We start from the raw sequence: 24,590 nt of genomic DNA, 5'->3' as shown, positions 1-24,590 counted from the left end.
CCCCCGGGGAACCGGACCATCTAAGAGGAGACAGCCAAATGGAAGACATCATTTCCGCGGAACGGGTGGTCTTTGGCTACCCGAAAGAGGACAACCAACTGAATATCGTCCTGCGGGGCGTGAGCCTTACCATCCCGGAGGGGCAGTTTGTGGCAGTGCTCGGCCATAATGGATCGGGCAAATCCACGCTGGCCAAGCATTTTAACGCGATCCTCGTCCCGAACGAGGGAAAGGTGACCGTCTGCGGCATCGACACGACGGACGAGAACAAGCTCTACGATATCCGCCAGCAGGTGGGCATGGTGTTCCAGAACCCGGACAACCAGATCGTCGCGACGATCGTCGAGGAGGACGTGGCGTTCGGGCCGGAGAACATGGGGGTCGACCCGGCGGAAATCCGCCGCCGGGTGGACGAGTCGCTTTCCGACGTGGGGATGACCGAGTACAGGACCCACGCGCCGCACCAGCTTTCGGGCGGGCAGAAGCAGCGGATCGCGATCGCGGGCATCATCGCGATGCGCCCGCGCTGCATCGTGCTCGACGAGCCGACCGCGATGCTCGACCCCAAGGGCCGCCGCGAGGTTTTGAGCGTGATCAAGCGCCTCAACCGCGAAAACGGCATCACCGTCGTGCTGATCACCCACTATATGGAGGAGGCGGCGCAGGCGGAGCGGGTCGTCGTGATGAACGACGGCGAGCTCCTCTTCGACGCGCCGCCGCGGGAGGTCTTCTCCCACGTGCGGGAGCTCAAGGAGGTCGGGCTCGACGTGCCGCAGGCCACCGAGCTCTGCTGGCAGCTGCGGCAGGCGGGGGTCGACCTGCCGGGCGGCATCCTTACCGAGGCGGAGGCCGTCGCGGCCATCTCGGACGCGCTGCGCAAAAAGGGGGTGGGCGCCAGATGATCGCAATCAAAACGGAGGAGCTCACCTACACCTATTCGGCCGGCACCCCCTTCCAGAAGACGGCCATCGACCATGTGAACCTCGAGATCGAGCAGGGGGAGTTCGTCGGCGTCATCGGGCACACCGGCTCGGGAAAGTCGACCCTCATCCAGCACTTCAACGGGCTTTTGAAGCCCACCTCGGGCCGGGTGCTCATCAACGGGACCGACCTGTGGGCCAAGGAGACCAACCTGCGGGAATACCGCTTCAAGGTGGGGCTGGTGTTCCAGTACCCCGAATACCAGCTCTTTGAGGAGACGGTCTACAAGGACATCGCGTTCGGACCGGTCAACATGGGGCTCTCGCCCGCGCAGGTGGACGAGCGGGTGCGCGAGGCCGCCAACTTCGTCGGCCTGCGCGACTACCATTTGCAGAAATCGCCCTTCGAGCTTTCGGGCGGGCAGAAGCGCCGGGTGGCGATCGCGGGGGTGCTCGCGATGAACCCGGACATCCTCGTGCTCGACGAGCCGACCGCGGGGCTTGACCCCAAGGGGCGCGACAGCATCCTCGGACAGATCAAGCGCTACCACCGGGAGCGGGGCAACACGGTGCTGCTCGTCTCCCACAGCATGGAGGACATCGCGCGCTACGCGCGCAAGGTGCTCGTGCTCAACCGCTCGGGCGTCGCGATGTACGACGACGTGGCGAAGGTCTTCTCCCGCGCGGAGGAGATCACGAGGATGGGCCTTTCGGTGCCGCAGGTGACCCGCATCTTCATGGGTCTGCGGGAGGAGGGCTTCCCGGTGAGCGAGAGCGTCTACACGATGGACTACGCGCGCGAGGAGCTGCTTTCGCTGCTCGGAAAGGGGGCGGGGAACCATGCTTAAGGATATCACGATCGGCCAGTATTTCCCCGGGACCTCCCCCATCCACAAGCTCGACCCGCGCATGAAGATCGTGCTCACGGTCGCGTACATCATCCTGCTCTTTACCGCGCAGAACGCGGTGGGGCTCGCGGTCGGGGTGCTCTTTCTCGTGCTCGTCTACGGGATCTCCAAAATCCCGCCGGTGATGATCCTGCGGAGCTTAAAGCCCGTGGTGCCGATCATCGTCTTCACCTCGGTCCTCAACATGTTCTTCATCGACGGCAGGGTGCTTTTCCAGTGGTGGATTTTAAAGCTCACGGCGGAGGGGGTCAAGACCGCCGTATTCATGAGCGTGCGCATCGTCTGCCTGATCGCGGGCACCAGCCTGCTGACCTACACGACCTCGCCCATCGCGCTCACCGACGGCATCGAGCGGCTCTGCAACCCGCTCAAGCGCTTCAAGCTGCCGGTGCACGAGCTCGCGATGATGATGACGATCGCGCTGCGCTTCATCCCGACCCTCATCGAGGAGACCGACAAGATCATGTCGGCCCAGAAGGCGCGCGGCGCCGACCTCGAGAGCGGCGGGCTCATGCAGCGGGCGCGCGCGCTCATCCCGATTTTGATCCCGCTCTTCGTGTCGGCGTTCCGCCGCGCGGACGAGCTGGCGCTCGCGATGGAGTGCCGCTGCTACCGCGGCGGAGAAGGCCGTACCCGCATGAAGCAGCTCAAGATCCACCCGCGCGACGTGTGGAGCGCCGTCTTCGTGGGGGCCTGCCTGGTCTTCATCGTCCTTTCCAATCTTTACGGGGCCCGGGTTTTGGAGCAGCTGGGCCTGCTGCTTCGTTCTGTCTAGCGGGGAGGTGACGGGGTTGCGCCATCTGCTTTTGACCCTGCGCTACCGCGGCACGAATTACCACGGCTTCCAGGTGCAGCAAAACGCGCTTTCCGTGGCACAGGTGGTACAGGACGCGGTGGAGGCGGTGTTCGGCGCGCGGCTCGACGTGAAGGGCTGCTCCCGCACCGACGCGGGGGTGCACGCCAACCGCTTCGCGCTCGCCCTGCGCACCGAGAGCGGCATCCCCTGCGACGCGGTGGTGCGCGCGATGAACGTGCGCCTGCCGGAGGATATCGCCGTGACCGGTTGCCGCGAGGTGCCGGAGGAGTTCCATCCGCGCTACTCCTGCACCGGCAAGCGGTACCTCTACAAGATCTACAATTCCCCGGTGCGCGACCCGTTCCTGAGCGGTCTCGCGCTCCACTGGAAATACCCGCTCGACGAAAATGCGATGGACGCGGCGGCGCGGCAGTTTATCGGGACGCACGACTTTTCGGCGTTTTGCAGCGCGGGCGGCTCGGTGGAGGACACGGTGCGCACCATCACCGCCGCGTCGGTCGCGCGCGAGGGGGCGCTCGTCACCTTCTCGGTCACGGGCGGCGGCTTTCTCTACAACATGGTCCGCATCATGACGGGCACGCTGCTGGAGGTTTCGCGCGGGGCGCTCGCCCCCTCCGACATCCCCCGCATCCTCGCGGGCCGCGACCGCGCCGCGGCCGGTCCGACCGCCCCGCCGCACGGGCTCTACCTCGACGCGGTATTCTACTGATTTCAGCTTCACGGGAGGAAAACCGATGGCACAGTTAACCGATCTTGAAAAGGTGCGCCGCCGCCGCGCACGGCGCCGGATGGTGCGGAGCCTCTTCATCCTCGCGCTTTTCGCGGCGGTGGTCTTCCTCTGCGTGACGGTCATCCGCCAGGCGGGCGACCTCGACCTCAAAACCGCCTACAGCGACCTCCGGGCGGGGATGGCGTCGGGCGACGGATATCCCGTCTCTCTGCCGGGCGGGCAGGTGACGGAGCTCGAGAGCGCGGGGGACGCGCTCGTGATGCTCACCGACACCAACCTCTACACCTACAATTCCTCGGGCGGGCAGATGCTGGGCGTGCAGCACGGCATGGCCAGCCAGACCCTCAAGACCGGCCGCGACCGCATCCTGCTCTACGACCCGAGCGCCGAAAAGCTGGCGGTCTACTCCAAGTCGGCGCAGCTCTCGTCGGTCACGACCGACAGCCAGATACATACCGCGGACCTCGCCACCAACGGCAACTTCGCGGTCGTCACCGGCGCGAACGACGCGCTCGCGCGCGTCATCGTCTACAACCGCGGCGCCGAGGAGATCTTCCGCTTCTCGGGGAATACGCCGATCATCAGCATCTCGCTGGCCGACAACCGCGATACGATGGCGGTCGGGTTCGTGGACGCGTCGGACGGCAAATACCTCTCGAGCATCCGGAAATTTCAGTTCAGCTACCAGGAGGGGGACACCGGCCGGGTCGACCTGCCGGGCGAATTGCTCCTGATGGTCGACTACCGCAGCGCGAGCGCGATCCGCGCGCTGACCGACCAGCGGGTCATCCTCTTTGACGGCGACCTGCGGGAGACGGCGTCCTTCGCCTTCGGCGAGACGGTGCTCGACCGCTACGCCGATTCTCCCGACGGCAGGCTGGTGCTCGTGCTTGGCAACTACGACAAGGAGAAGCGCCTCTCGGTGGTGACCCTCGACCGCGATTTCAACGAGGTCGGGCGGTTTACCATCGACTACAACATCTCGGGCGTCAAGGCGGACAGCGACTACATCTACCTGATGGCCAAGGACCGTCTGCACATCCTCGGCTTCGACGGCGCGATGGCGGCGTCGGTGCAGATCAACAGCTTGAGCCAGATCCAGCCGGTCGGCGGCAAGCTCTACTACACGACCGACACGGCGATCAACGTCATCGACATCGGCGAGGTCGCGCCGCCCGCCTCCTCCGGCAAGGAAGCGCCCGCCTCCTCCGGGGAGGAAAGCGCCCCCGAGGACGAGGACGACGGCCCTTCCGGGGAGGCGTCTTTGCAGCCGTCCGGGGAGGAAGCGCCTTCGGAAAGCGGCGGGGACGCGGAAAACCTCCAGCCGGATTCGGCGCCTGAAAGCGCTTCCGAGCCGGAATCCGCCCCCGAAAGCGCGGCCCCTTCCGGGGACGCCCCGTCGGGCGACCTTCTCAACTACGACGACCTCGCGCCGGGAGGCTGAACCGATTTGTAAATTTGCGGCAGATTTGGTATAATGGCCGCAGCGGCCATGACGCCCGCGCGGAGCGCTTTTTGCTGCGGCGCTCCCGCCGCGCGTCCCGCGCCGGTGGGCGCACAGCCGCAGGAAAGGGAATCTATGGACATTGCAGCCATTTTATTGGATATCGCCGCCGTCGCCATCGTGGTTTACTGCGCGCACGCGGCGGCGAAAAAGGGCTTTTTGCGCACGGTCATCCAGATGGTCGCCTATGTCGCGATCATTCTTGCGGCCTCCTTCTTCAGCCGCGCGGCCGCCCCGGTCGTCTATGACCGGGTGGTAGAGCCGATGATTACCCACCGCCAGGAGGCGCCGCGTGAACCCGGCGGGGCGGACCTCATCTCCTACGGGCGGGCGGGGATGCTCTCGGCGCTCGACGACGGCCTCGGCGCGCTGGAAAGCGGGCTTGACTCGATGAAGGAGATGCTGCCCGACGAGTTCGACCCGCAGGCGCTCGCCGACGGGATCGTGGAAGAGCTGGCGGACGCCACCCTGCGTCCGCTCATGGTCAGCGCGATCGGTATGATCGGGTTCGTGCTGCTCTTCTCCATCCTGTCGATCATCGCGAACATCCTGCTCTCCACGCTGGGGATCGTCAACCACCTGCCGGTGGTCGGCCCGATCAACGCGCTGCTCGGCGGCGCGGTGGGCGTCCTCGAGGGGGTGCTGCTCGTGTGGGTGTTCGCCTTCCTGCTGCGGGGGCTGCTGGGCATCTATCCGGAGGGCTGGTGGATCTTCCGCGCCGACACGATCGGCCACACCTTCCTGTTCCGCTATTTCGCCGATCCCACGCTGCTGGGGCAGCTTGCATAAGCCGTTTGGCCTCCGACGCCAGAGAGAGGGTTGACCGCCATGAAAATGAATGTTCCGAACGCGCTGACCGTCCTGCGGATCGTGCTGATCCCGCTCTTTTTGTGGCGGTTCCTGACCGCGCAGACGCAGCTGCAATTCTACGCGGCGGCGCTGATCCTCGGGGTTTCGGCGCTCAGCGACACGCTCGACGGCTATATCGCGCGGCGCTGCAACCAGATCACCCAGCTCGGCAAAATCCTCGACCCCATCGCGGACAAGCTCACCCTGGCCTCCGTCGTCGCGGCGCTGTGGATTACGAAGCCGCACCTCTGGCCGCTCTACGCGGTCTTCATCCTCAAGGAATTCCTCATGCTGGTCGGCGGACTGCGCCTGCACCGCAAGCGGGTCACCATCGAGGGGGCCAAGTGGTTCGGCAAGCTCGCGACCGTTATGTTCTACGTCATTATGATCACGATCGTGGCCTTCCCGTCGCTGAGCGACGGGACCATCCTTGCGATGCTCCTGCTGCTGCTCGTCTTCATGCTCTTCTCGCTGCTGCGGTACGGGGTGATGTTCTGGGGGATGCTGCGTTCCGCCAAAAAACGGTAAACTACACCAAAATCGTATGATTATTTATGACGCGTTAATATGTTGTTCACAACGGGCATATACAATATAGTCTGGTAGATTCTATTTCCGTTTGTGAGAAAAGGTGAAAAATCTGATGGATATGATGTGTACAAGATGCAAGAAACGCCTGGCGGTGGTCTTCATGACCCGCCTTGACGGGGATAAAACGGTCAACGAGGGGCTCTGCCTGCGCTGCGCGAAGGAGCTTGGGCTCAAGCCGGTCAGCGACCTGATGGAGAAGATGGGCATCACCGACGACGAGCTGGACAGCGTCTCCGACCAGATGATGGATATGTTCGGCGCGGACGGCGAGAACGGCTTTGAGATGGGCGGCGCGCAGGCGCTGCCGCCCTTTCTGCAAAACATCCTCGGCGGCGGCCTGGTGCCGCAGGAGCCGAAAAAGGAGGAGCTTCCGCAGGAGCCGCCCGCGCGGCTGCGCGAGAAGCCCAAGCCCCCGCGCAATAAGCGCGGCGCCCCCGAAAAAAAATACAAGCACCTCGACGCCTACTGCGACAACCTGTCGCTCAAGGCGGAGCAGGGGAAGATCGACCGGATCATCGGGCGCGACCGGGAGATCGGCCGCGTCATCCAGATCCTCAACCGCCGCACCAAGAACAACCCCTGCCTGATCGGCGAACCGGGCGTCGGCAAGACGGCGGTCGCCGAGGGGATCGCGCAGCGGCTGGCGTGCGGCGACGTGCCCTTCCGCCTCGCGGACAAGAAGCTCTACCTGCTCGATCTGACGGCGCTCATCGCGGGCACCCAGTTCCGCGGGCAGTTCGAGAGCCGCGTCAAGGGGCTCGTCGAGGACATCAAGGAGGCGGGCAACGTCATCCTCTTCATCGACGAGGTCCACAACCTCGTCGGCGCGGGCGATTCGGAGGGCTCGATGAACGCCGCGAATATTTTGAAGCCCGCCCTCTCCCGCGGGGAGATCCAGGTGATCGGCGCGACCACCTTCAACGAATACCGCAAGAACATCGAAAAGGACGCCGCGCTCGAGCGCCGCTTCCAGCCGGTGACGATCGAGGAGCCCTCGATTGAGGAGTCGGTCGAGATCATCAAGGGGATCAAGAGCTACTACGAGCAGCACCACCGGGTGGTGGTCAGCGACGAGCTGGCGCGCATGACCGTCGTGCTGTCCGAGCGGTATATCACCGACCGCTTCCTGCCCGACAAGGCGATCGATCTGCTCGACGAGGCCTGCTCGGCCGCCGTGCTGCGCAACGCCGACCTCGCGGAGTACGACCGCCTGATGAAGCAGGACGGCGACGTGACCGAGCAGCTCGAGGAGCTCGAGGCGTCGACCGACGAGCCCGATTACGAGGCGATCGCGCGGCTGCGCGGGGAAAAGATCGTCATCGATGAAAAGCTCAAGGAGGTCGGCCCCAGGGCGCTGGCCCAGCCGGTGACGGGGGACGACCTCGCCAACGTCATCGAACTGTGGACGGGCATCCCCGCCGCCAAGATCCGCGAGACCGAGCTGCGCCGGGTGGCCCGGCTCGAGCCCGCGCTCAAGGAGAAGATCATCGGGCAGGACGAGGCGGTCGAGCTGGTGAGCGCCGCCGTGCGCCGCTCCCGCGTGCAGATTTCCGCCCGCCGCCGCCCGGCCTCCTTCATCTTCGTCGGCCCGACCGGCGTGGGCAAGACCGAGCTGGTCAAGGTGCTCTCCAAGGAGCTCTTCGATTCGGCCGACCCGCTCATCCGGCTGGACATGTCCGAATTCATGGAGAAGCACACGGTCAGCCGGCTGGTCGGCTCGCCCCCGGGATACGTCGGCTACGACGAGGCGGGGCAGCTCACCGAAAAAGTGCGCCGCAAGCCCTATTCGGTCGTCCTCTTCGACGAGATCGAAAAGGCCCATCCCGACGTGCTCAACATCCTGCTGCAAATCCTCGACGAGGGGCGCATCACCGACGCGCACGGCAGGGTCTGCTCGTTCGAGAACACCGTCATCGTCATGACCTCCAACGCGGGCAGCGAGCGGCGCGAAGGCGCGCTCGGCTTCAACCGCACCGAGGGGGAGGCCTCGAAGGAGAAGGCGCTCAAGGCGCTCTCCGAGTTTTTGCGGCCGGAGTTTCTGGCGCGCGTCGACGAGGTGGTCGTTTTCCGCCCGCTCGACGAGGGGGATTTCCGCAGGATCGCCGGGCTGATGCTCGGAGAGCTCAAGGACCCGCTGGCCGAGAAGGGGATCAAGTTCGGCTGGGACGACGAGGCTGCGGCGCTCATCGCCCACAAGGCATACGGCAAGCGCAGCGGCGCGCGCGACCTGCGCACCGTCATCCGCAAGGAGGTCGAGGACGCCATCAGCCTGCGGCTGGTCGACGACCCCGACCACGTCCCCGCGCTGATGAAGCTGGCCGTCGAGGACGGCGGTCTGAGGCTTATCTACCAGTAAACAAAAGCGGCGCTCACCGGAAGGTGAGCGCCGCTTTTTGACTGCCGTCAGCCGGCCGCATCCTGCCCGGCGGTCACGGCGGGCAGGCTTTGGAGCAGATCAAAGAGCGCGAGCGCGTCGATGTTGCGCGCCATAACGCGGATCGTGACGCCGTCTTTGCAGAGCACCGAGAAATCGGCGGCCACGTGCTCGTCCCCCAGCTCCCGGTGGTCATACACCCGACGCGCGAGCACCTGCGGGGAGAGATCCTCCGCGCGAAAGAGGGGGTGGTCGAAGGTTTCCATGTATTTTTCGGGCACGCTGTCCGCCCAGGGGATTTCGTAGAGGTGCACGTCGTAGCTCTCGACCGCGTCGACGTCGACGGTGCGTTCTCCATCGCCCGGCTCCGCGCGGGAGGCCGAAAGGACGAGCTCGCGGTAATCGGCGTTGCCGACCGCCTGCTCAAAGCTGATGAAGAGGGAGTCCGCGCCGCGGTGGGCCTCACGCACGGCAAACCCCTCGACAAGCTCCCGCGGGACGCAGCCGCCGAAATCGGGGTCGGCGAGCGCCTCGGCGTAGGTGAGGTCCCGGATGCCGGAGGGGAGGACGTCCACGTCGGCCACCGCCGCCGGCGCGGAGGTCTCCGCTTTCGACGACGCGCCGTCCGTCCCGGAGCCGGCTTCGGGCGCCTCCGGCTCTGGCGGCGCGGAGGGAGCGCCAAATGCGGCGGACTCCGGCGCGGAGGATGCGGCCGGCGTGGATGCGGGATGGGCGCAGCCGGTCAAAAAAAGCGTCAATGCGAGCAGTACAGCAACGGTCCGGTTCATCGGATCAGCCCCTTTTCATCTTTCTGACATAGAAGTGCCGGAAAAGCCCGGTTTTTCTGCGCCCCGCCGGGAATTTTCCCGCGCGGGCGCGGCGCGTATAAAATCCGCCGTCTCCCGCCAACAATAGAGGTAACGAAAAGGCAAAGGAGACGGCTTATGGGAAGAAGGGCGGTCGGCGTCTATGCGGCGCTGGTGCTGATATTTACGGGGATGATCTGCCGCGTGTACGCGCTTTCGATGGGGGGCGCGCTCGCTTCGGCGGCGAACACCCAGAGCGCGTTCGTGCTCGATGTGGACAACACGCGCGGCGTCATTTACGACTGCAACCTCAAGCCCCTTGTGGGCACGGAGGTGCGCAAGCTGGCGGCGGTGCAGCCCTCGCCCGAGGCGTTCACCGCGCTTGCCGAGGCGGGGGAGCAGGTGCCTGCGGGCGCCTCGCAGACGAAGCCTTACCTGCTCCCGGTGGAGGAGGAGGTCTACGCCAAGGGGGTCGAGATGATCGACGCGGTGGAACGCTACGGGGACGAACAGCTCGCGCCCCACATCGTCGGCTACCTCAACCCGGAAAAGACGAACGGCGCGGCGGGCATCGAGATGGCGTACGACGACCTGCTCAAGCAGTATGACGGCAGCCTCAAACTGCGCTACACCCTCGACGCGGCGGGACACACCCTCACCCTCAACCCGCCCGAGGTGCTGCGGGACAACTACAAGAGCGAGGGGGGCGTCGCGCTCACCCTCGACGCGGATTTCCAGCGGATCGCCCAGCGGGCGATGAAGGGGGTCGAAAAGGGCGCGGCGGTGGTGATGGACGTCGCCACGGGCGACATCAAGGCATCCGTCTCGGTGCCGGCCTACGACGCGAACGACCTCGCGGCAAGCCTGCAGGACCCCGACAGCCCGTTCGTCAACCGCGCCTTCTCGCAGTATAACGTGGGTTCGACCTTCAAGCTGGTGGTGGCGGCCGCCGCGCTCGAAAGCGGCGTGAGCCGCTACGAGCGGTATACCTGCGAGGGGTACGCGGACGTCGGCGGGCATATCTTCTACTGTCACTGGCGCAACGGGCACGGCAACATCGACCTCAAGAAGGCGATCGAGATCTCCTGCAACCCCTTCTTCATCCATCTCGGGCTCGAGACGGGGGGCAAGAACATCGTCTCGATGGCGCGGGAGATCGGCTTCACCCGCGCCGCCCAGTTCACCGACGACATCCGCACCCAGAGCGGGACCCTGCCCTCCGACGCGGAGCTCGAGAGCGACGCGGCCGTCGCAAACCTCTCCTTCGGGCAGGGCTCCCTCACGGCCACCCCCATCCAGATCGCACAGATGGTGTCCACCACGGCCAACGGCGGCTTCGCGGTGACGCCCCGGCTCGTCGAGGGCTTCACCGACGACGGAAAGACCTACTATGAGCATACGGCGGCCTATGCCCCCAGCCGCGTCTTTTCCAAGCGCACCTCCGACATCCTGCGGGAGACGCTGGTCAACAACGTCGAGGTGGGCAGCGGCGTCAAGGCCAAGCCGACGGTCGCCGGCGTGGGCGCGGGCGGCAAGACGGCCTCCGCCCAGACGGGCATCTACCTGGAGCCGGGCGTGGAGGAGAGCGAAGTCGTACACGCGTGGTTTGCGGGCTACTTTCCGGCGGACACCCCGAAATACGCGGTGGTCGTGCTCGTGGAGGACGGCAAATCGGGCGAGGACACCGCCGCCCCCATCTTCCGCAAGATCGCGGACGGCATCCTGGTCACCGAGCTGCAGCGGCAGGGAAACTAGACGGGAAATCCCCGCCGCCCTGAAAGAAAATCGCCGGGGATGGGCATTTTCGTATGGAACCGGGGCGGGAACTGTGGTATAATGGGGGAAAATTGGCAATTCCTGTTGGGAGGGTACACACATGAATCCTTACGTCATCGTTACCGACTCCTGCGCGGATATGGTCCCGGGGTTTGCGGCCGAGAACCACATCGTGGAGCTGGAACTGACTTACACGATCGGCGGCGTCACCAGGCCCTGCAACGATCCGTCGCTTTCCCGCCCCGCCTTCTACGACATGGTGCGGGCGGGCGAGATGCCGATCACCGCGCAGGTGAACATCGAGGACGCCGTTCGCGCGCTGACCCCGCTGCTCGACGCGGGCAGCGACCTGCTCTGCATCATGTTTTCCTCCGCGCTCTCCGGCACCTACAACAGCGTCCGCCTCGCTGCCGAGGAGCTCGCGCCCCAGTATCCCACCCAGCGGATCATCGTGCTCGATTCCCTCGCCGCGTCGGCGGGGCAGGGGATGCTTGTGGCGCGCGCCGTCATGTACAGGGAGCAGGGCCTCAGCCTCGACGAGAGCGCCGAGCGGATCAAGGAGGATATCCCCCGTCAGGCGCATCTCTTCACCGTGGACGACCTCAACCACCTCCACCGCGGCGGGCGCGTCTCCAAGACGGCCGCCGTGTTCGGGACGATGCTCGGCATCAAGCCGCTCCTCCACGTCGACGACGCGGGCAGGCTCATCCCCACCGGCAAGGTGCGCGGCCGCCGCAACTCCCTGCTGGGGCTGGTGGAGGGCATGGCGCGCCAGATGGACCCGGAGAAATGCGACCGGTTTGCCATCAGCCACGGCGACTGCATCGACGACGCCCAGTTCGTGGCCGACGAGGTGTGCCGGCGGTTCGGGCTCAAGGACTATACGATCAGCTATGTCGGCCCGGTCATCGGCGCCCACTCGGGCCCCGGGACGGTCGCGCTCTTCTTCTACGCCAAGCACAAGTAAAATCCAATCTTGAAATTTTCCCAATACCGTGCTATAATATCCTAGTTCAGCATACGCAAGACATTGTGTGCCCAGACATGCGGGTATGCGGGTCCTGTGCGACAGAGCGCCGTGAACCATGTCAGGCGGGGAACCGAGCAGCATTAAGCGGTTGTGATGTGTGCCGCAGGTAATCTGCATGTCCGCATATGTGGGCACACAGTTTTGCGTTTTTTTCTTCTTACGGAAAGGTGGTGGGAATCGATGTACCAGGCGCTCTACCGCAAATGGCGGCCGAAGACCTTCGACGAGGTGGTCGGGCAGGAGCACATCACCGCGACCCTCAAGAACGAGGTCGCCGCGGGCAAATTTTCCCACGCCTACCTCTTTACCGGCTCGCGCGGGACGGGCAAGACCACCTGTTCCAAGATCGTGGCCAAGGCGGTCAACTGCGAGCGCCCGGTGGACGGCAACCCCTGCAACGAGTGCGCCGCCTGCCGGGGGATCGACGACGGCTCGGTGCTCGACGTGGTCGAGATCGACGCGGCCAGCAACAACGGCGTGGACAACATCCGCCAGCTCCGGGAGGAGGCGTATTTCCTCCCGGCCTCGGTCAAATACCGCGTCTACATCCTCGACGAGTGCCACATGCTCTCGCCCGGCGCGGTCAACGCCCTGCTCAAAATCCTCGAGGAGCCGCCCGCGCACGTCATTTTTATCCTCGCCACCACCGAAATCCACAAGGTGCTGCCGACCATCCTCTCCCGCTGCCAGCGGTTCGATTTCAAGCGCATCAAATCCCGCACGATCGCCGACCGTCTGCTCCATGTGGCGGGCGAGGAGGCGCTCTCCCTCGCGGACGACGCGGCGCTGCTCATCGCGCGGCTGTCGGACGGAGGGATGCGCGACGCGCTGTCGCTGCTCGACCTGTGCGCCTCCTACGGAAAGGAGATCACCCTCTCCACCGTCACCGAGGCCGCCGGGCTTGCCGGGCAGTCCCACCTCTTCGACCTCGCCGACGCGGTGAACGGGCGCGACCCCTCCGGGGCGCTCGCCGTCATCGGCAGGCTCAGCGAGAATTCCATCGACTTTTCCCGCCTCTGCGAACAGCTTGTCGGCCACTACCGCGACCTGATGATCGTCAAGACCGTCCGCGAACCGGACGACCTCGTGCAGGGCACGCCGGAGGACCTCGAACGGCTGCGCGCCCAGGCGAAGGACCTGCCGCTCACGCGGATTCTCTATTCCCTCGACCTGCTCGGCGACACGCTGGGCAGGCTCTCCCGCACCGCCTTCAAACGCACCGAGCTCGAAATGGCCGTCGTAAGGCTGTGCGACGAGCAGATGGGCGGCGGACTGGAAGCGCTGGGCGAGCGCCTCGAGAAGCTCGAACGGGCGGTAAGGACCGGGGTCCCGGCGCGCGCGCCGGAACCGGACGCGCCGCGCGGGACGGCGCCGGAGCCGCCCGCGGCGGCAGCGGCGCCCACGGCCGGGGCACGCCCCGCGCCCGAACAGCGCGCCGAAAAGGCGGAGGGAAAGAGCGAGGTTTCGCCTTTCAAGGATTGGGCGAAGGTGCTTTCGGAGCTGGGCAGGCACAACGGCGCGCTCTGCGGCGCGATGACCGGGTCGCGCGCCTTCACGAGCGGCGACCTCATGCTGATCGACTGCGAAAGCGACTTCTTCCGCACGCTGCTGCGCACGAGTCCCGCCGCAAAGGAGAGCCTGCGCGACGCGATCTTCGCGGTGACGGGGCAGAAGTTCAGTCTCGGGCCCTACAACGCCAAAAAACACGCGGTTGCCGAAGTCTCCGCCGACCCGCTTGACGGGCTTCTCAAAAAGGCGAGCGACCTGGGCGTGCCGGTGGAACTGAAATAAAAAGGAAACAACAGGTTGGAGGAATCGGAACCATGAAAGCAAGACTGCCACAGGGTATGGGCGGCGGCCCGCAGAATATGAACGCCATGATCCGCCAGGCGCAGAAGATGCAGGAGGACATGAAGAAAAAGCAGGCCGAGCTCGAGGAGATGGAGTTCAAGACCACCGCGGGCGGCGGCATGGTCGAGGTGACGATGACCGGTAAAAAGGAGCTGCGCGAGCTGGTCCTCAAGCCGGAGGTCGTCGACCCCGAGGATATCGAGATGCTGCAGGATCTGATCGTGGCCGCGGTCAACGAGGCCATCCGCACGGTGGAGGACACCTCGGCCGCCGAGATGGAGAAGATCACCGGCAGCCTGCAGGTCCCGGGCATGTTCTGAGCGGATCATGGCATATAACGTAATACCGCTCACCAAGCTGATCGAGCAGTTTGAGCGGTTGCCCGGCATCGGGCGCAAGACGGCGCAGCGGCTGGCGTTTTACGTGCTGAACCTGCCGCGCGAAAAGGCGCAGCAGTTCGCCGACGCGATCACCGAGGCGCACGACAAGATCAAGAAATGCCGCGTCTGCCAGAGCCTCACCGAAGGGGAGCTCTGCCCGATCTGCGCCGATTCGGCACGGGACGGGAGCGTCATCTGCGTGGTCGAGGACTCGCAGGACGTGCTGGCGTTCGAGCGCACGCGGGAATACCACGGGCTCTACCATGTGCTGCACGGGCTGATCTCGCCGATGGACGGGATCGGCCCCGATCAGCTCCACATCAAGGAGCTGCTCGCGCGCATCGGTTCGGGCGAGGTGAAAGAGGTCATCATGGCCACCAATCCCACCGTCGAGGGGGAGGCCACGGCGATGTACCTCGCGCGGCTGCTAAAGCCGATGGGCGTCAGGGTGACGCGGCTCGCCTACGGCATCCCGGTCGGCGGCAACCTCGAATACGCCGATGAGGTGACGCTCTACCGCGCGCTCGAGGGGCGCAGCGAAATCTGACGGCTACATAGACTATTTCCCGGTTTGCGGACCATACTAAAAGAGCGGCTGTCCCGCCGCCGGGGGAGATGGATCAAAGATGCGGCTCGACCGCGAGGAATTTAAAAGGATCATCAAATTCGGGGTCACCGGCGCGGCGAACACGCTGATCGATTTCGGCGTCTATACGCTGCTGGCGGTCGCGCTCGGATTGAGCGTGCCGTTTTCACAGGTGTGCGGCTATTCGGCGGGGATGCTTAACAGCTACCTTGTCAACCGCAGCTGGACCTTCCGGACGGGGGAGCGCTTTTTCAGCCTCCAGCTCGTGCGGTTCATTGTGGGGAACCTGGCGGTGCTGCTGCTCAGCGTACTGCTCATCAACCTGTGCACCGTGCAGCTGGGGCTTGGCAAGCTGACGGCCAAACTGGTCGTCACCTGCTTTACGCTGGCGGTGAATTTCCTCATCAGCCGGCTGTGGATCTTCAAAGGACAGAAGTAACCGGACAAAAAGGGGGTGCGGGCGTGGAAAAAGCGTCCACCAAAACCATCACGCTCAACCGCAAGGCGCGGCACGACTACTTTGTGGAGGACAGCTTCGAGGCAGGGATCGAACTCTTCGGCACCGAGGTCAAATCCCTGCGCAAGGGCGCCTGCAACCTCAAGGACAGCTGGTGCGACGTCGTGGACGGGGAGCTCTACATCAAGCAGATGCACATCTCCCCCTACGAGCAGGGCAATATCTTTAATAAGGACCCCTACCGTCCGCGCCGCCTGCTCATGCACCGGCGGGAGATCCACCGGCTGGCCGGGCTTGTCGCGCAGCAGGGCTATACGCTCATCCCGCTTTCCCTCTATTTCAAGGGCTCGCGCGTGAAAGTGCAGCTGGGGCTCTGCAAGGGTAAGCAATTGCACGATAAACGCGCCGATATGGCCAAGAAAGCCGCTCAGCGGGATATTGACCGCGCCCTGCGCGATAGACAAAAGGCGTAAACTCTGGTATAATAGGCACGTTCCCACAAGGATCGTGACAAAATGGCCATGGGAAAGGCTTTCCCCACCGATACGGGGCCGTAAAGGTTTCGACGGGGGTCATGAAGTACGGGTAGCGAGTAGAGGAGCATGCACCTCTATAAAAGTATGACGTTTTTAAATTAGACGACAACAATAATTTAGCTTTTGCGGCTTAATTAAGCCGTCGTTCTGCCGCGGAGTACCACGGCCGCGGACAGAGCGTCGATGAGTGGTGAACGATCCGTCTGAGCGCCTCGTAGGGCTGGATTGTATTCGGGGCTACCAAGCTGCGCAGCCTGCCGGACGGCGGCGCGGCAAGGGAATTTAAAAAGACCGGCTGCACTCGGAGAAGCCTGTATGGACTGGTTTTCGGACAGGGGTTCGATTCCCCTCGGCTCCACCATAGTAAGGACCGCATGAACAGTACGTTTCATGCGGTCCTTTCGTTTTGAATAACCCACTTATTAACCCACTTTATTGTTCGCCCGCCAAAATACTTTTAAATAACGCCTCCACGCTTTCGGCTGTCTTTCTGGCATCTCTGTCCATAAATATATCAGATATGCCTTGAACTATGTCCATGAATATGCTACGATAATTAAAATTTAGATTATTAAGCCCGTTGGCTGCCAGTGGGGCAATCAAGGCGCGATAGGGAGCAGTTGAAATGAAAAAGAGACGTTATATCTGCCTTTTCCTGGGACTGGCGCTTTTGCTCGGCAGTACCGGCTGCCGGCAGCAGATACCGGAGGGAGCGCTTTCCTCTGGAAAAACGGTGGTCACCATGATGTACCCATCGGGCCTGAACCGCTTTGAGGCGCTGGTGGAGACCTCCTGTCAGGACATCGACCTGCAGGTGGAGCCCACCACCACGGCCATGATGAACGGGGACAGCGAGCGCCGCCTGCGCAACAGCCACGGCACCGACCTTGTGGTCACCACCCTGCCCACCGGCGACGTGAAGGGTTATATGCTGGACCTGAGCGCCACGGCCTTTTCCACCGGCTACCAGGCCACGGTGATGGACCCGGTCATGATCGAGGGCAGGACGCGCTACCTGCCCCTGCCCGGGCAGTACTCCGGCTACATCTTAAACAAAACCCTTGCCGACGGGTTGGCGGACGCGCTGCCCGCCTCCAACGCGGAGCTGATGGCGCTGCTCGACGCCGGCAGGGAACAGGGTGTCGGCATCGGACCGGACGGGACCATGTTCGGCATCGACATCGTCGGGACCGCGGCGGTGGGTTCCTACATCATCGGCACCCAGGTGCCGGACTTCCTCGGCCTGATGGACGGCATCCGGTGGATGGGCGGCGTCGAAAAGGGCACCGTCGCCTTCAGCGGGCGGTGGGACAACTGCCTGGACGACCTGGAGAGCTGTGTGGAGCGGGGCTATCTGAACGCCCAGACCCTCTCTCTCAAGCAGACCAACGCCCTGCCGGTCAAGGACCGGATGCTGGACGGCACGCTGCTGTTTTGCTACGGGAACGCGCGGCTGTTCGCGCAGCTCTGCGGCGAGGCGGACGCCTACGAATATGTGATGCTGCCCTTTTTGAGCGGCCGGGGAAACCACCCTTGGGCCATCTCCTCCCCCGACGGCTACATCGGCATCAACGCGGCGCTCAGCGAACCGGGCAGAGAGGCGGAGCTGGACGCCTGCAAGCGCGTCTTGGAGCTGCTCTCCACCCAGGAGGGACAGGATGCCTGGATCGCCGATACCGGGGCCACCAACTCCTACCTCACCGGCTATGAGGATGCGGAAAACGAGATTCCAGCCGGCCTGGAGGACTGCGTGGAGGGCGGATATATCTACGATCTGCGGCTGCCCTCCAACATCATCCAGTACTTCGGGGAGCGCATGATCTCCGTGCTGAACGGAAAGGCGGAGATGGCGGAGGCCCTGGCTGCGGTGGACGACTACTGCGTCAACGGCTCCGAGGCGGTGGACTACGACCAGTCGGTGGTGGGCAGCGTGGCGGAGGACCTGCTCTATGAAAACTACAACACCCGCCTGGAGGAGACGGCCATCGGAAACCTGATGGCGGATGCCGTGGCGGAGTACACGGAGGCGGACATCGCCGTGGTCAACGGCGGCGGCATCCGCGCCAGCCTCTATCAGGGCGACGTGCTGGGCGCGGACCTGGCCGCGGTCTGCCCCTACGCCAACACCATCGTCCTGGTGGAGGCCCGGGGCAGCGTTATCCTGGAGATGCTGAAAAACGGCATCTCCATGACCGCGCGGGACGAGGTGCCCGGCGGCCGCTTCCTCCAGGTGTCGGGGCTGCGTTACGCCTATACGCCGCAGGACGGCGGTACGCCCGCCGAGCTGCTGTCCGCGACCCTGCCGGACGGGACGCCCCTGGATCCGGACAGGCGCTATCGGCTGGCTGTAAACAACTATATGGCGGGCTCTAGCGGATATTTGGACAACAACGGGGACGGCTACACGATGCTGAACCTCTTCAGCGCCGACACGCCTGCCGCAGAAGACGTCACGCTGCTGGACGACACGGGCGCGACCTATGCCGATGCGGCGCGGGCCTATTTCTACAACCACCGGGACGAGCCCATCTCCGCCAGGCTGGAGGGCCGCATCACCGTTGTGGGGAGGGAAGGATGACCATGGAGGACCTGCAGCCGCATGAGCGGAGGAAAAGGCCCAGTTTTACGGCCCTGTTTCTCGTCTCGATCATCCTCGCCTGCACCATATGCTTTTTGGGCATGATCCATTTCTCCAACACGGTCTCCCGGCAGGCCGCCATGGAAATGAGTACGCTCTATCTGCGGGAGCTGACCTCCCAGACCGTCGGCCACTTCCAGACCAGCCTGCGCGCCCAGTTCGCCCAGCTGCGCACCGCGGTGAATGCACTCTCCGACGAGGACCTGGAGGATCAGCAGGCGCTGTCGGACTTCCTCAGACAGGTGCAGGAGTACAACAATTTCACCTTTTTGGCCTTTTTGGACGACCACGGGGAGTACCACAGCGTGGAGGGCGCCTTTCCGGCGGCCTCCAAGATCAGCTCCCTTGGCAGACTGCTGGAGGGGGAGGAGACGTTCGTCTCCTACAACGAGACAATTCTGGGGGACGATATACTGCTGCTGGGCGCCACCATCCGACCCCAGGCCTACGGAGACCGGACGTTCATCGCGGTGCTGGCGGGGCTGGATACCGTGGCATTGAACCAACAGCTGTCCCTGGAGAAGGAGGACACCCGGACCTACTCCAGCATCGTGGCGCCCAACGGGAACTACATCATTAACAACAGCTGGTACAGCGCCGACGTGCCCAAGGGCACCAACATCTTCTCCACCCTGGAGCAGTACGCGGCCTTTGACGGCGGGTACTCCCTGGAGCAGCTTCAGGCGGATTTCCGCTTCGGCGGTGCGGGGATCGCCGCCCTCTCTCTGGACGGCGGGGACTGGTATCTGCACTACGCCCCCGTACCGGAGACGGACTGGTTTATACTCACGATCGCGCCCTATGAGCTGGTGGACACCACGGTGCGCAACCTGACCTTCCGACTCAACCGGAACGCGGTCATCGTGCTGGTGATTATCCTCGCCATTTTGTCGGCGGTCTTCTTCTATTACTACGCAACCATGCGCAGAAGCGAGCGGGCCCTGCTGCGCGCGAACACGGAGGCGGAGGCTGCGCGCAGGCGGGCGGAGGCAGCAAACCTGGCGAAGAGCGAATTTTTAAGCCGCATGAGCCATGAGATCCGCACGCCCATGAACGGCATCATCGGCATGAGCGCCATCGCCGCGCAGAACATCGGCAACGACGCCAAGGTGGCCGACTGCCTGAAGAAGGTCACCCTCTCCTCCAACCACCTGCTGGCCCTGATCAACGACGTGCTGGATATGTCCAAGATCGAGAGCGGCAAGGTGGAGTTGCGCAAGGCACGGTTCGACTTCCGCTCCTTCCTGGAGAGCCTGGGCAACCTCTACTACACCCAGGCCAGAGACAGGGGCATCCACTGCGAGACCACCCTGCTCGGCGACGTGGACGAGGCCCTGGTGGGGGACTCCCTGCGCCTCAATCAGATTCTCGCCAACCTGCTTTCCAACGCGCTGAAATTTACTCCGGCCGGCGGCTTCATCAGTCTGCGGGTCTCCCGGCTGGACGGGCTGGGGGATAAGGACACCCTCTGGCTGCGGTTCGTGGTGCAGGACACGGGCTGCGGCATTGCGGCGGAGAACTTTGATAAGATCTTCCAGTCCTTTGAACAGGAAAACGCCGACGTGACCCACAAGTACGGAGGCACCGGCCTGGGGCTGGCCATCGTCAAGCGCTTCTCCGAGCTGATGGGCGGCAGCGTCCGGGTGGACAGCACCCCGGGCGAGGGCAGCGCCTTCACCGTGGAGCTGCCCTTCGGCCGGGTGAAGGAACGCAGGGAACCGATCCGGTACGAGGACCTCCGCGCCCTGGTTGTGGATGACGACCCGGACGCCCGTGAGCACATCACGCTGGTGCTCGGCAAGATGGGGGTGCGCTCGGAGTCGGTGAGCGGCGGGCTCCAGGCCGTCGCTCGCGTGGAGCAGGCCCACAGCCGGGGCGAGGACTTCGACGTCTGCTTTTTGGACTGGAGGATGCCGGGTATGGACGGGCTGGAGACGGCCCGCCGCATCCGCGCCGCCGTGGGCGGCGAGACCGCTATCGTCATAATTACCGCCAACGACGCCTCGGACATCGCCCAGGCGGCGGAGGGGCTGGGCGCTGCGGGCATCGTCACCAAGCCGATTTTCGAGAGCAGCCTGGCCGATGCGCTGGCCGGCCTCAGCCAGGACCGCGAGCAGCCCAGCCCGGGCGGCGGTTATGCAGACTGCGATTTCCATGGAAAGCACATCCTTCTGGTGGAGGACAATGAGATCAACCTGGAGATTGCGACGGAGCTGATCGGGATGACGGGAGCCTCTGTAGATACCGCCATGGACGGCGTGGAGGCGGTGGAACGGTTCAAGACCTCCGGCCCGGGGCAATACGACCTCATCCTGATGGACATCCAAATGCCCCATATGGACGGCTACGAAGCCACCCGCCGCATCCGGGCGCTTCAGCGCCCCGATGCGCGCAGCGTCCCCATCTTCGCCATGACGGCCAACGCCTTTGCCGAGGACGCGGATAAGAGCCGGGAGGCCGGGATGGACGCCCACATCTCCAAGCCGTTTGACATCAAGGCGCTCTATGCACAGATGAACCGGTTTATGTTCGGCCGGGAAACAGGTGCGGGGGCGGAAAAATGAAAAACGTGTTATAATAGAATGGTTGAATCTGACTTGGAGGTTTTTTCATTTGCAAGTGAGCGACAAGTTGATCTGCGGATCGGTCTATGATTATTTGAGCACCCGCATTATGGCGGGTCTGCTTTCTGATGGTGAAAAGCTGCCCTCAATCCTGGAGCTCTCCGGCGCCTTTCACTTGGCCCCGGAGACCATTCGGGCCGCTCTTTTAATACTGGCGGAGGATGGCTATATCCGTATGGAGGCAAAACAGGGCAGTTGGGTCACCTACCAGGCGGACCGAGCCGCGCGTGAGGAGGCTGTGGCGCGCTACTACGCACAGCGGTGTGACGGGATCCAGGATCTGCGCCGCTCTGCGCCCTATCTGCTGGAGCCGCTTCTGACTCACGCGCTGCGGGAGATGGACGACAGCTGTCGGACTCGCCTGCGGGAGAACTGGGAGGCGGGGCGGAAGGATCAGATTATTTCACCCGCCATTCGGCTCTGCGCTCTGCTCCTGTCCGTTTTGAACAACTCTCTCATCCTGAATCTATTCTGGGAGGTGGACCGCTATCTCCGCTTCTCATGCCTCTCCGTTTCAGACGCCTATGATGCCGTTGCGTCCGCAATGTTTCAAAACGACCGGGATAATGAGGCCGGCCGGTCAGATAAGGTTTTGTATGACGCCGGCGGCACGATCCGCCAGATTATCGGCATCTGCCACGAGGCCCGGGGGCGTTACCCGGCAGAGGAGCAGGTCCCGTTCCACTGGACAATCTACCGGCAGCGGCGCCAGCTCTGCTATACGCTGGCGGCCCGGATCATCCGGAAAATTCCGGCGGGAGTCTATCCCATTGGGAGCTACCTGCCGCCGCTGCCGAAGATGGCGGAGGAGTTGGACGTCTCTGTACGCACCCTGCGCCGTACGCTCAGTATTTTAAGCAGCCTTGGCGTGACCCGCTCCTTCCATGGCAAAGGGACGCTGGTGTGTATGGAGGTAGAGGATATTGAATTTTCCCGCCCGGAGATCAAAGAGGGACTGCGGTATTACTGGGAGAGCCTGCAGTTTTTATCCTTGACGGCCGGACCGGTCTCGCTGCATATGCTGCGGACGATGCCGGAAGCGGACAGCGACAGCTTGACGGCGCAGTTCAATGAGATGTGTGAAAGGGACCGCTGCCACCGCTGCTTTGATATTGTTCTGGATTTTATTGCGGAGCGGTGCCCGTTGGCCATGGTGCGGGAGTGCTATGGGGCGCTCCAGGAATTTCTGGCCTGGGGATACCCCTTTACTGTCCACCGGCTGCGGAATCACAGCCTGCAAAGCGAATACGCTCAGACCATCGGGCAGGCCGCGGACTGCCTGACACGCCGGGATTGGGAGGGGTTTTCCGGGAAGTTCGGCGCCCTGATGGCCCGTGAGGCACGCCTTGCGGAAATGATCCTGACCGATTACTGCAAGCAGTCCCCATCTGGAGATGGTGAAAATATCTTGCCGGAAATTACCGATACGATAGAGGTGCACCCATGAAATAAATGCTGATCCGCCGGCCCCGGCGCTTACTATGGCGGCTCCCTGCCTGGCGGTGGAGGCGGAGCAGGTGATCAGCTGCCAGAATTCCATCGCCGCACGGTCCGGCGTCAAGCCGGCTGTTCCTCAGGCAAAGGCGCCCAGGAGAGTTCTTTGCCGTCGGTCTGCGAAACATCAAAGACCGAAACGGCCTTATTGATACATTCGGGAGAGCGTACGGTTCGCATCCGTACAAAGAACCGCATGAACGGTACGTTTCATGCGGTTCTTTTTTTGATTATCACCCACGTTTTGCCCCGCATTTTTGAAGCGGCGGCGAAGAGGGAAGCGGTGGGCGGGATGCTCCCTACAGCTCCACGTAGTGCGTCCGGAACTCGGTGCTGCCGAGGGATTCGGCACGCTCCTTCCCGACCATGACGGGATATTCCAGACGCATGCCGCCCACGCCCGGCTGGTAGAGATGCGCCCCCAGGGCGAACACCATGCCGGGGAGGAACTCCGCCTTGCAGTAGGATTTGATCGCGGGCGCGGTGCGCGCACAGACGCCGAGGCCGTGCCCGAACCCGTTTACCCCGTATTCCGCGAGCCCGAAGCGCTCATAGACGGCAACGCCCTTCCGCACAACGTCGGCGATGGCGACGCCGGGACGGATGGCGTCGAAGACGGTCGCCACGGCGGTCTCCCAGCATTCGATCAGGTGCTTCTGCTTGTCGTTGGGCCTGCCGATGAACGCCGGGACGGAGATGTCGGCGTAATAGAGGTCGACCGCTGGGTGAAGGTCCAGAATGACAAATTCATTTTTGCGGATCTTCCGCTCGGTGGAGATGTTGGTCACGCCGCCCAGATAGGCGGTGCGCTCGCCCGAGCCGACTTCCGTCCCCGCGGTGACCGACCAGGACCAGTAGCTGCCCTTATCGCGGATCGCCTTTTCGATGACGCCCGCGATGTGGTTTTCCGTAACGCCGGGTTTGATGGCGGCAAGCCCGCAGGCGTAGCCGTAGTCGCCCGCAGCGGTGGCCAGCCGGAGGCGTTCGATTTCCGCCTCGTCCTTGAGGAGGATCACGTCGTCGAGCAGAGCCACGCCGTTTTGGATGTCCGCCCCGGGCAGGGCCCTGCACAGGGCGAGGTATTCGGATGCGGTGAGCATGCCGGGGGCGAGTTGGGCGTTGCCGAACAGCTCCAGGTCGACGCCGATCTTACCGTCGGCCACGCCGAGGTCGACCAGTTCCCCTACGGCCACATCGATCATGTTGCTGACGCCGTAGGTGGCCAACTTCATCGGGGGGCCCTCCAGCCGCACGCGTTCCGAGTCGCCCTTCCAGTAGACGAACCGGCAGTCTCCGCGTTTGGTCACGATTACGATGCCGCGCCACGGCATGAAGACGCCGCCCAGATAGTGCAGCGCGGCGGTGCGGGTGCCGAGGTAGGCGTCGAAACCGGCTTCCTCAACCTTCCGTGCCACCGCGGCGCGCCGTTTTTCAAAATTGATTGGGATCATAGGACACACTCCTTCTTTATCGCAAAATCATAGGTTGAGGACCTAAAATATATTTTCCGATAAAAAACAAAGGAATGCCGCGCCTCTACTATAGCATGTGCGGAATGGGAAAAGCAACCGGATTCCCATCCGCATTCAAAAGTTTAGCGATATCATACAACAAAAGCAGACGATTTTTGCCTTTATTTCCGGCTGCAAGCGTTAAGAAGAAGGAAAGCGATTCTTTTTTGGTTTTTTTGAAATTCATTTGCCAATAATGGAAATTTTT

20 protein-coding genes and 2 other RNA genes are annotated in these 24,590 nt (G+C 63.6%); 20 read left to right on the top strand and 2 right to left on the bottom strand.

Annotated features, from left to right (window positions below; all coding sequences use genetic code 11):
* Nucleotides 1–38 precede the first annotated feature (38 nt).
* The 8 genes from ACZO3G_RS05910 (at nt 39) to ACZO3G_RS05875 (ending at nt 8,675) form a co-directional block, all read left to right on the top strand.
* Nucleotides 39–902: an energy-coupling factor transporter ATPase gene (locus tag ACZO3G_RS05910; protein WP_101550259.1), complete on the top strand. Its 864-nt coding sequence runs from the start codon at nt 39–41 to the stop codon at nt 900–902.
* Nucleotides 899–1,768, top strand: coding sequence for an energy-coupling factor transporter ATPase (locus ACZO3G_RS05905; RefSeq protein WP_101550261.1), 870 nt, complete (start codon nt 899–901; stop codon nt 1,766–1,768). Before ACZO3G_RS05910 ends, ACZO3G_RS05905 begins: the two co-directional genes overlap by 4 nt.
* Nucleotides 1,761–2,603 carry an energy-coupling factor transporter transmembrane component T family protein gene (locus ACZO3G_RS05900; RefSeq protein ID WP_276872052.1) on the top strand — a complete coding sequence of 281 codons (843 nt, stop codon included), beginning with the start codon at nt 1,761–1,763 and terminating at the stop codon, nt 2,601–2,603. Before ACZO3G_RS05905 ends, ACZO3G_RS05900 begins: the two co-directional genes overlap by 8 nt.
* A gap of 16 nt (nt 2,604–2,619) precedes the next feature.
* Nucleotides 2,620–3,354, top strand: a complete 735-nt coding sequence (gene truA / locus ACZO3G_RS05895) for a tRNA pseudouridine(38-40) synthase TruA (RefSeq protein WP_101550266.1) — start codon at nt 2,620–2,622, stop codon at nt 3,352–3,354.
* A 25-nt stretch (nt 3,355–3,379) separates the two neighbouring features.
* The gene (locus ACZO3G_RS05890) at nt 3,380–4,819 is read left to right on the top strand and encodes a DUF5711 family protein (RefSeq protein WP_486846923.1); all 1,440 of its coding nucleotides are present in this window, start codon (nt 3,380–3,382) and stop codon (nt 4,817–4,819) included.
* Nucleotides 4,820–4,954: 135 nt separating this feature from the next.
* Nucleotides 4,955–5,668, top strand: a complete 714-nt coding sequence (locus tag ACZO3G_RS05885) for a CvpA family protein (RefSeq protein ID WP_276872058.1) — start codon at nt 4,955–4,957, stop codon at nt 5,666–5,668.
* Between the two features lie 39 nt (nt 5,669–5,707).
* Nucleotides 5,708–6,256: a CDP-alcohol phosphatidyltransferase family protein gene (locus tag ACZO3G_RS05880; protein WP_101550272.1), complete on the top strand. Its 549-nt coding sequence runs from the start codon at nt 5,708–5,710 to the stop codon at nt 6,254–6,256.
* 121 nt (nt 6,257–6,377) lie between these two features.
* Nucleotides 6,378–8,675: an ATP-dependent Clp protease ATP-binding subunit gene (locus tag ACZO3G_RS05875; protein WP_276872063.1), complete on the top strand. Its 2,298-nt coding sequence runs from the start codon at nt 6,378–6,380 to the stop codon at nt 8,673–8,675.
* A 47-nt stretch (nt 8,676–8,722) separates the two neighbouring features.
* Here ACZO3G_RS05875 and ACZO3G_RS05870 read toward each other — a convergent pair whose 3' ends face one another.
* On the bottom strand, nt 8,723–9,481 hold the full coding sequence (locus ACZO3G_RS05870; RefSeq protein ID WP_276872059.1) for a hypothetical protein: 759 nt from the start codon (nt 9,479–9,481) through the stop codon (nt 8,723–8,725).
* A gap of 156 nt (nt 9,482–9,637) precedes the next feature.
* On the opposite strand from ACZO3G_RS05870, the gene ACZO3G_RS05865 reads away from it, so the two are divergent.
* The 12 genes from ACZO3G_RS05865 (at nt 9,638) to ACZO3G_RS05810 (ending at nt 22,824) form a co-directional block, all read left to right on the top strand.
* Complete coding sequence (locus ACZO3G_RS05865) at nt 9,638–11,254, top strand: peptidoglycan D,D-transpeptidase FtsI family protein (RefSeq protein ID WP_121586190.1); 1,617 nt, start codon at nt 9,638–9,640, stop codon at nt 11,252–11,254.
* A 121-nt stretch (nt 11,255–11,375) separates the two neighbouring features.
* Nucleotides 11,376–12,242, top strand: coding sequence for a DegV family protein (locus ACZO3G_RS05860; protein ID WP_101550278.1), 867 nt, complete (start codon nt 11,376–11,378; stop codon nt 12,240–12,242).
* An 85-nt stretch (nt 12,243–12,327) separates the two neighbouring features.
* Nucleotides 12,328–12,425, top strand: an RNA gene (gene ffs, locus ACZO3G_RS05855) — signal recognition particle sRNA small type.
* Between the two features lie 60 nt (nt 12,426–12,485).
* Entirely contained in the window at nt 12,486–14,096 is a 1,611-nt protein-coding gene (gene dnaX / locus ACZO3G_RS05850; protein ID WP_101550280.1) for a DNA polymerase III subunit gamma/tau, read from the top strand.
* A 32-nt stretch (nt 14,097–14,128) separates the two neighbouring features.
* On the top strand, nt 14,129–14,476 hold the full coding sequence (locus tag ACZO3G_RS05845; protein ID WP_101550282.1) for a YbaB/EbfC family nucleoid-associated protein: 348 nt from the start codon (nt 14,129–14,131) through the stop codon (nt 14,474–14,476).
* A 7-nt stretch (nt 14,477–14,483) separates the two neighbouring features.
* Complete coding sequence (recR, locus tag ACZO3G_RS05840) at nt 14,484–15,083, top strand: recombination mediator RecR (RefSeq protein WP_101550284.1); 600 nt, start codon at nt 14,484–14,486, stop codon at nt 15,081–15,083.
* A 79-nt stretch (nt 15,084–15,162) separates the two neighbouring features.
* The gene (locus tag ACZO3G_RS05835) at nt 15,163–15,561 is read left to right on the top strand and encodes a GtrA family protein (protein ID WP_101550286.1); all 399 of its coding nucleotides are present in this window, start codon (nt 15,163–15,165) and stop codon (nt 15,559–15,561) included.
* Between the two features lie 23 nt (nt 15,562–15,584).
* Nucleotides 15,585–16,052 carry an SsrA-binding protein SmpB gene (gene smpB / locus ACZO3G_RS05830; protein ID WP_101550288.1) on the top strand — a complete coding sequence of 156 codons (468 nt, stop codon included), beginning with the start codon at nt 15,585–15,587 and terminating at the stop codon, nt 16,050–16,052.
* A gap of 74 nt (nt 16,053–16,126) precedes the next feature.
* Nucleotides 16,127–16,476, top strand: a transfer-messenger RNA (tmRNA) gene (gene ssrA / locus ACZO3G_RS05825).
* 264 nt (nt 16,477–16,740) lie between these two features.
* The gene (locus ACZO3G_RS05820; protein ID WP_277138485.1) at nt 16,741–18,693 is read left to right on the top strand and encodes a 5'-nucleotidase C-terminal domain-containing protein; all 1,953 of its coding nucleotides are present in this window, start codon (nt 16,741–16,743) and stop codon (nt 18,691–18,693) included.
* Between the two features lie 2 nt (nt 18,694–18,695).
* A complete protein-coding gene (locus ACZO3G_RS05815; RefSeq protein WP_276872281.1) occupies nt 18,696–21,317 on the top strand; it encodes a hybrid sensor histidine kinase/response regulator in 2,622 nt (873 codons plus the stop codon).
* Nucleotides 21,318–21,372: 55 nt separating this feature from the next.
* Nucleotides 21,373–22,824, top strand: a complete 1,452-nt coding sequence (locus tag ACZO3G_RS05810) for a GntR family transcriptional regulator (protein WP_276872296.1) — start codon at nt 21,373–21,375, stop codon at nt 22,822–22,824.
* 346 nt (nt 22,825–23,170) lie between these two features.
* On the opposite strand, the gene ACZO3G_RS05805 is transcribed toward ACZO3G_RS05810, so the two are convergent.
* Nucleotides 23,171–24,322 (bottom strand): M24 family metallopeptidase, encoded by a 1,152-nt coding sequence (locus tag ACZO3G_RS05805; protein ID WP_101550294.1) that lies wholly within the window; start codon nt 24,320–24,322, stop codon nt 23,171–23,173.
* Nucleotides 24,323–24,590: the final 268 nt, after the last annotated feature.

It is taken from the genome of Anaerotruncus sp. (genome assembly GCF_057433415.1).
The sequence above is the reverse complement of the archived record's forward strand: the minus strand, read 5'-3'. Positions and strand labels throughout refer to the sequence as shown.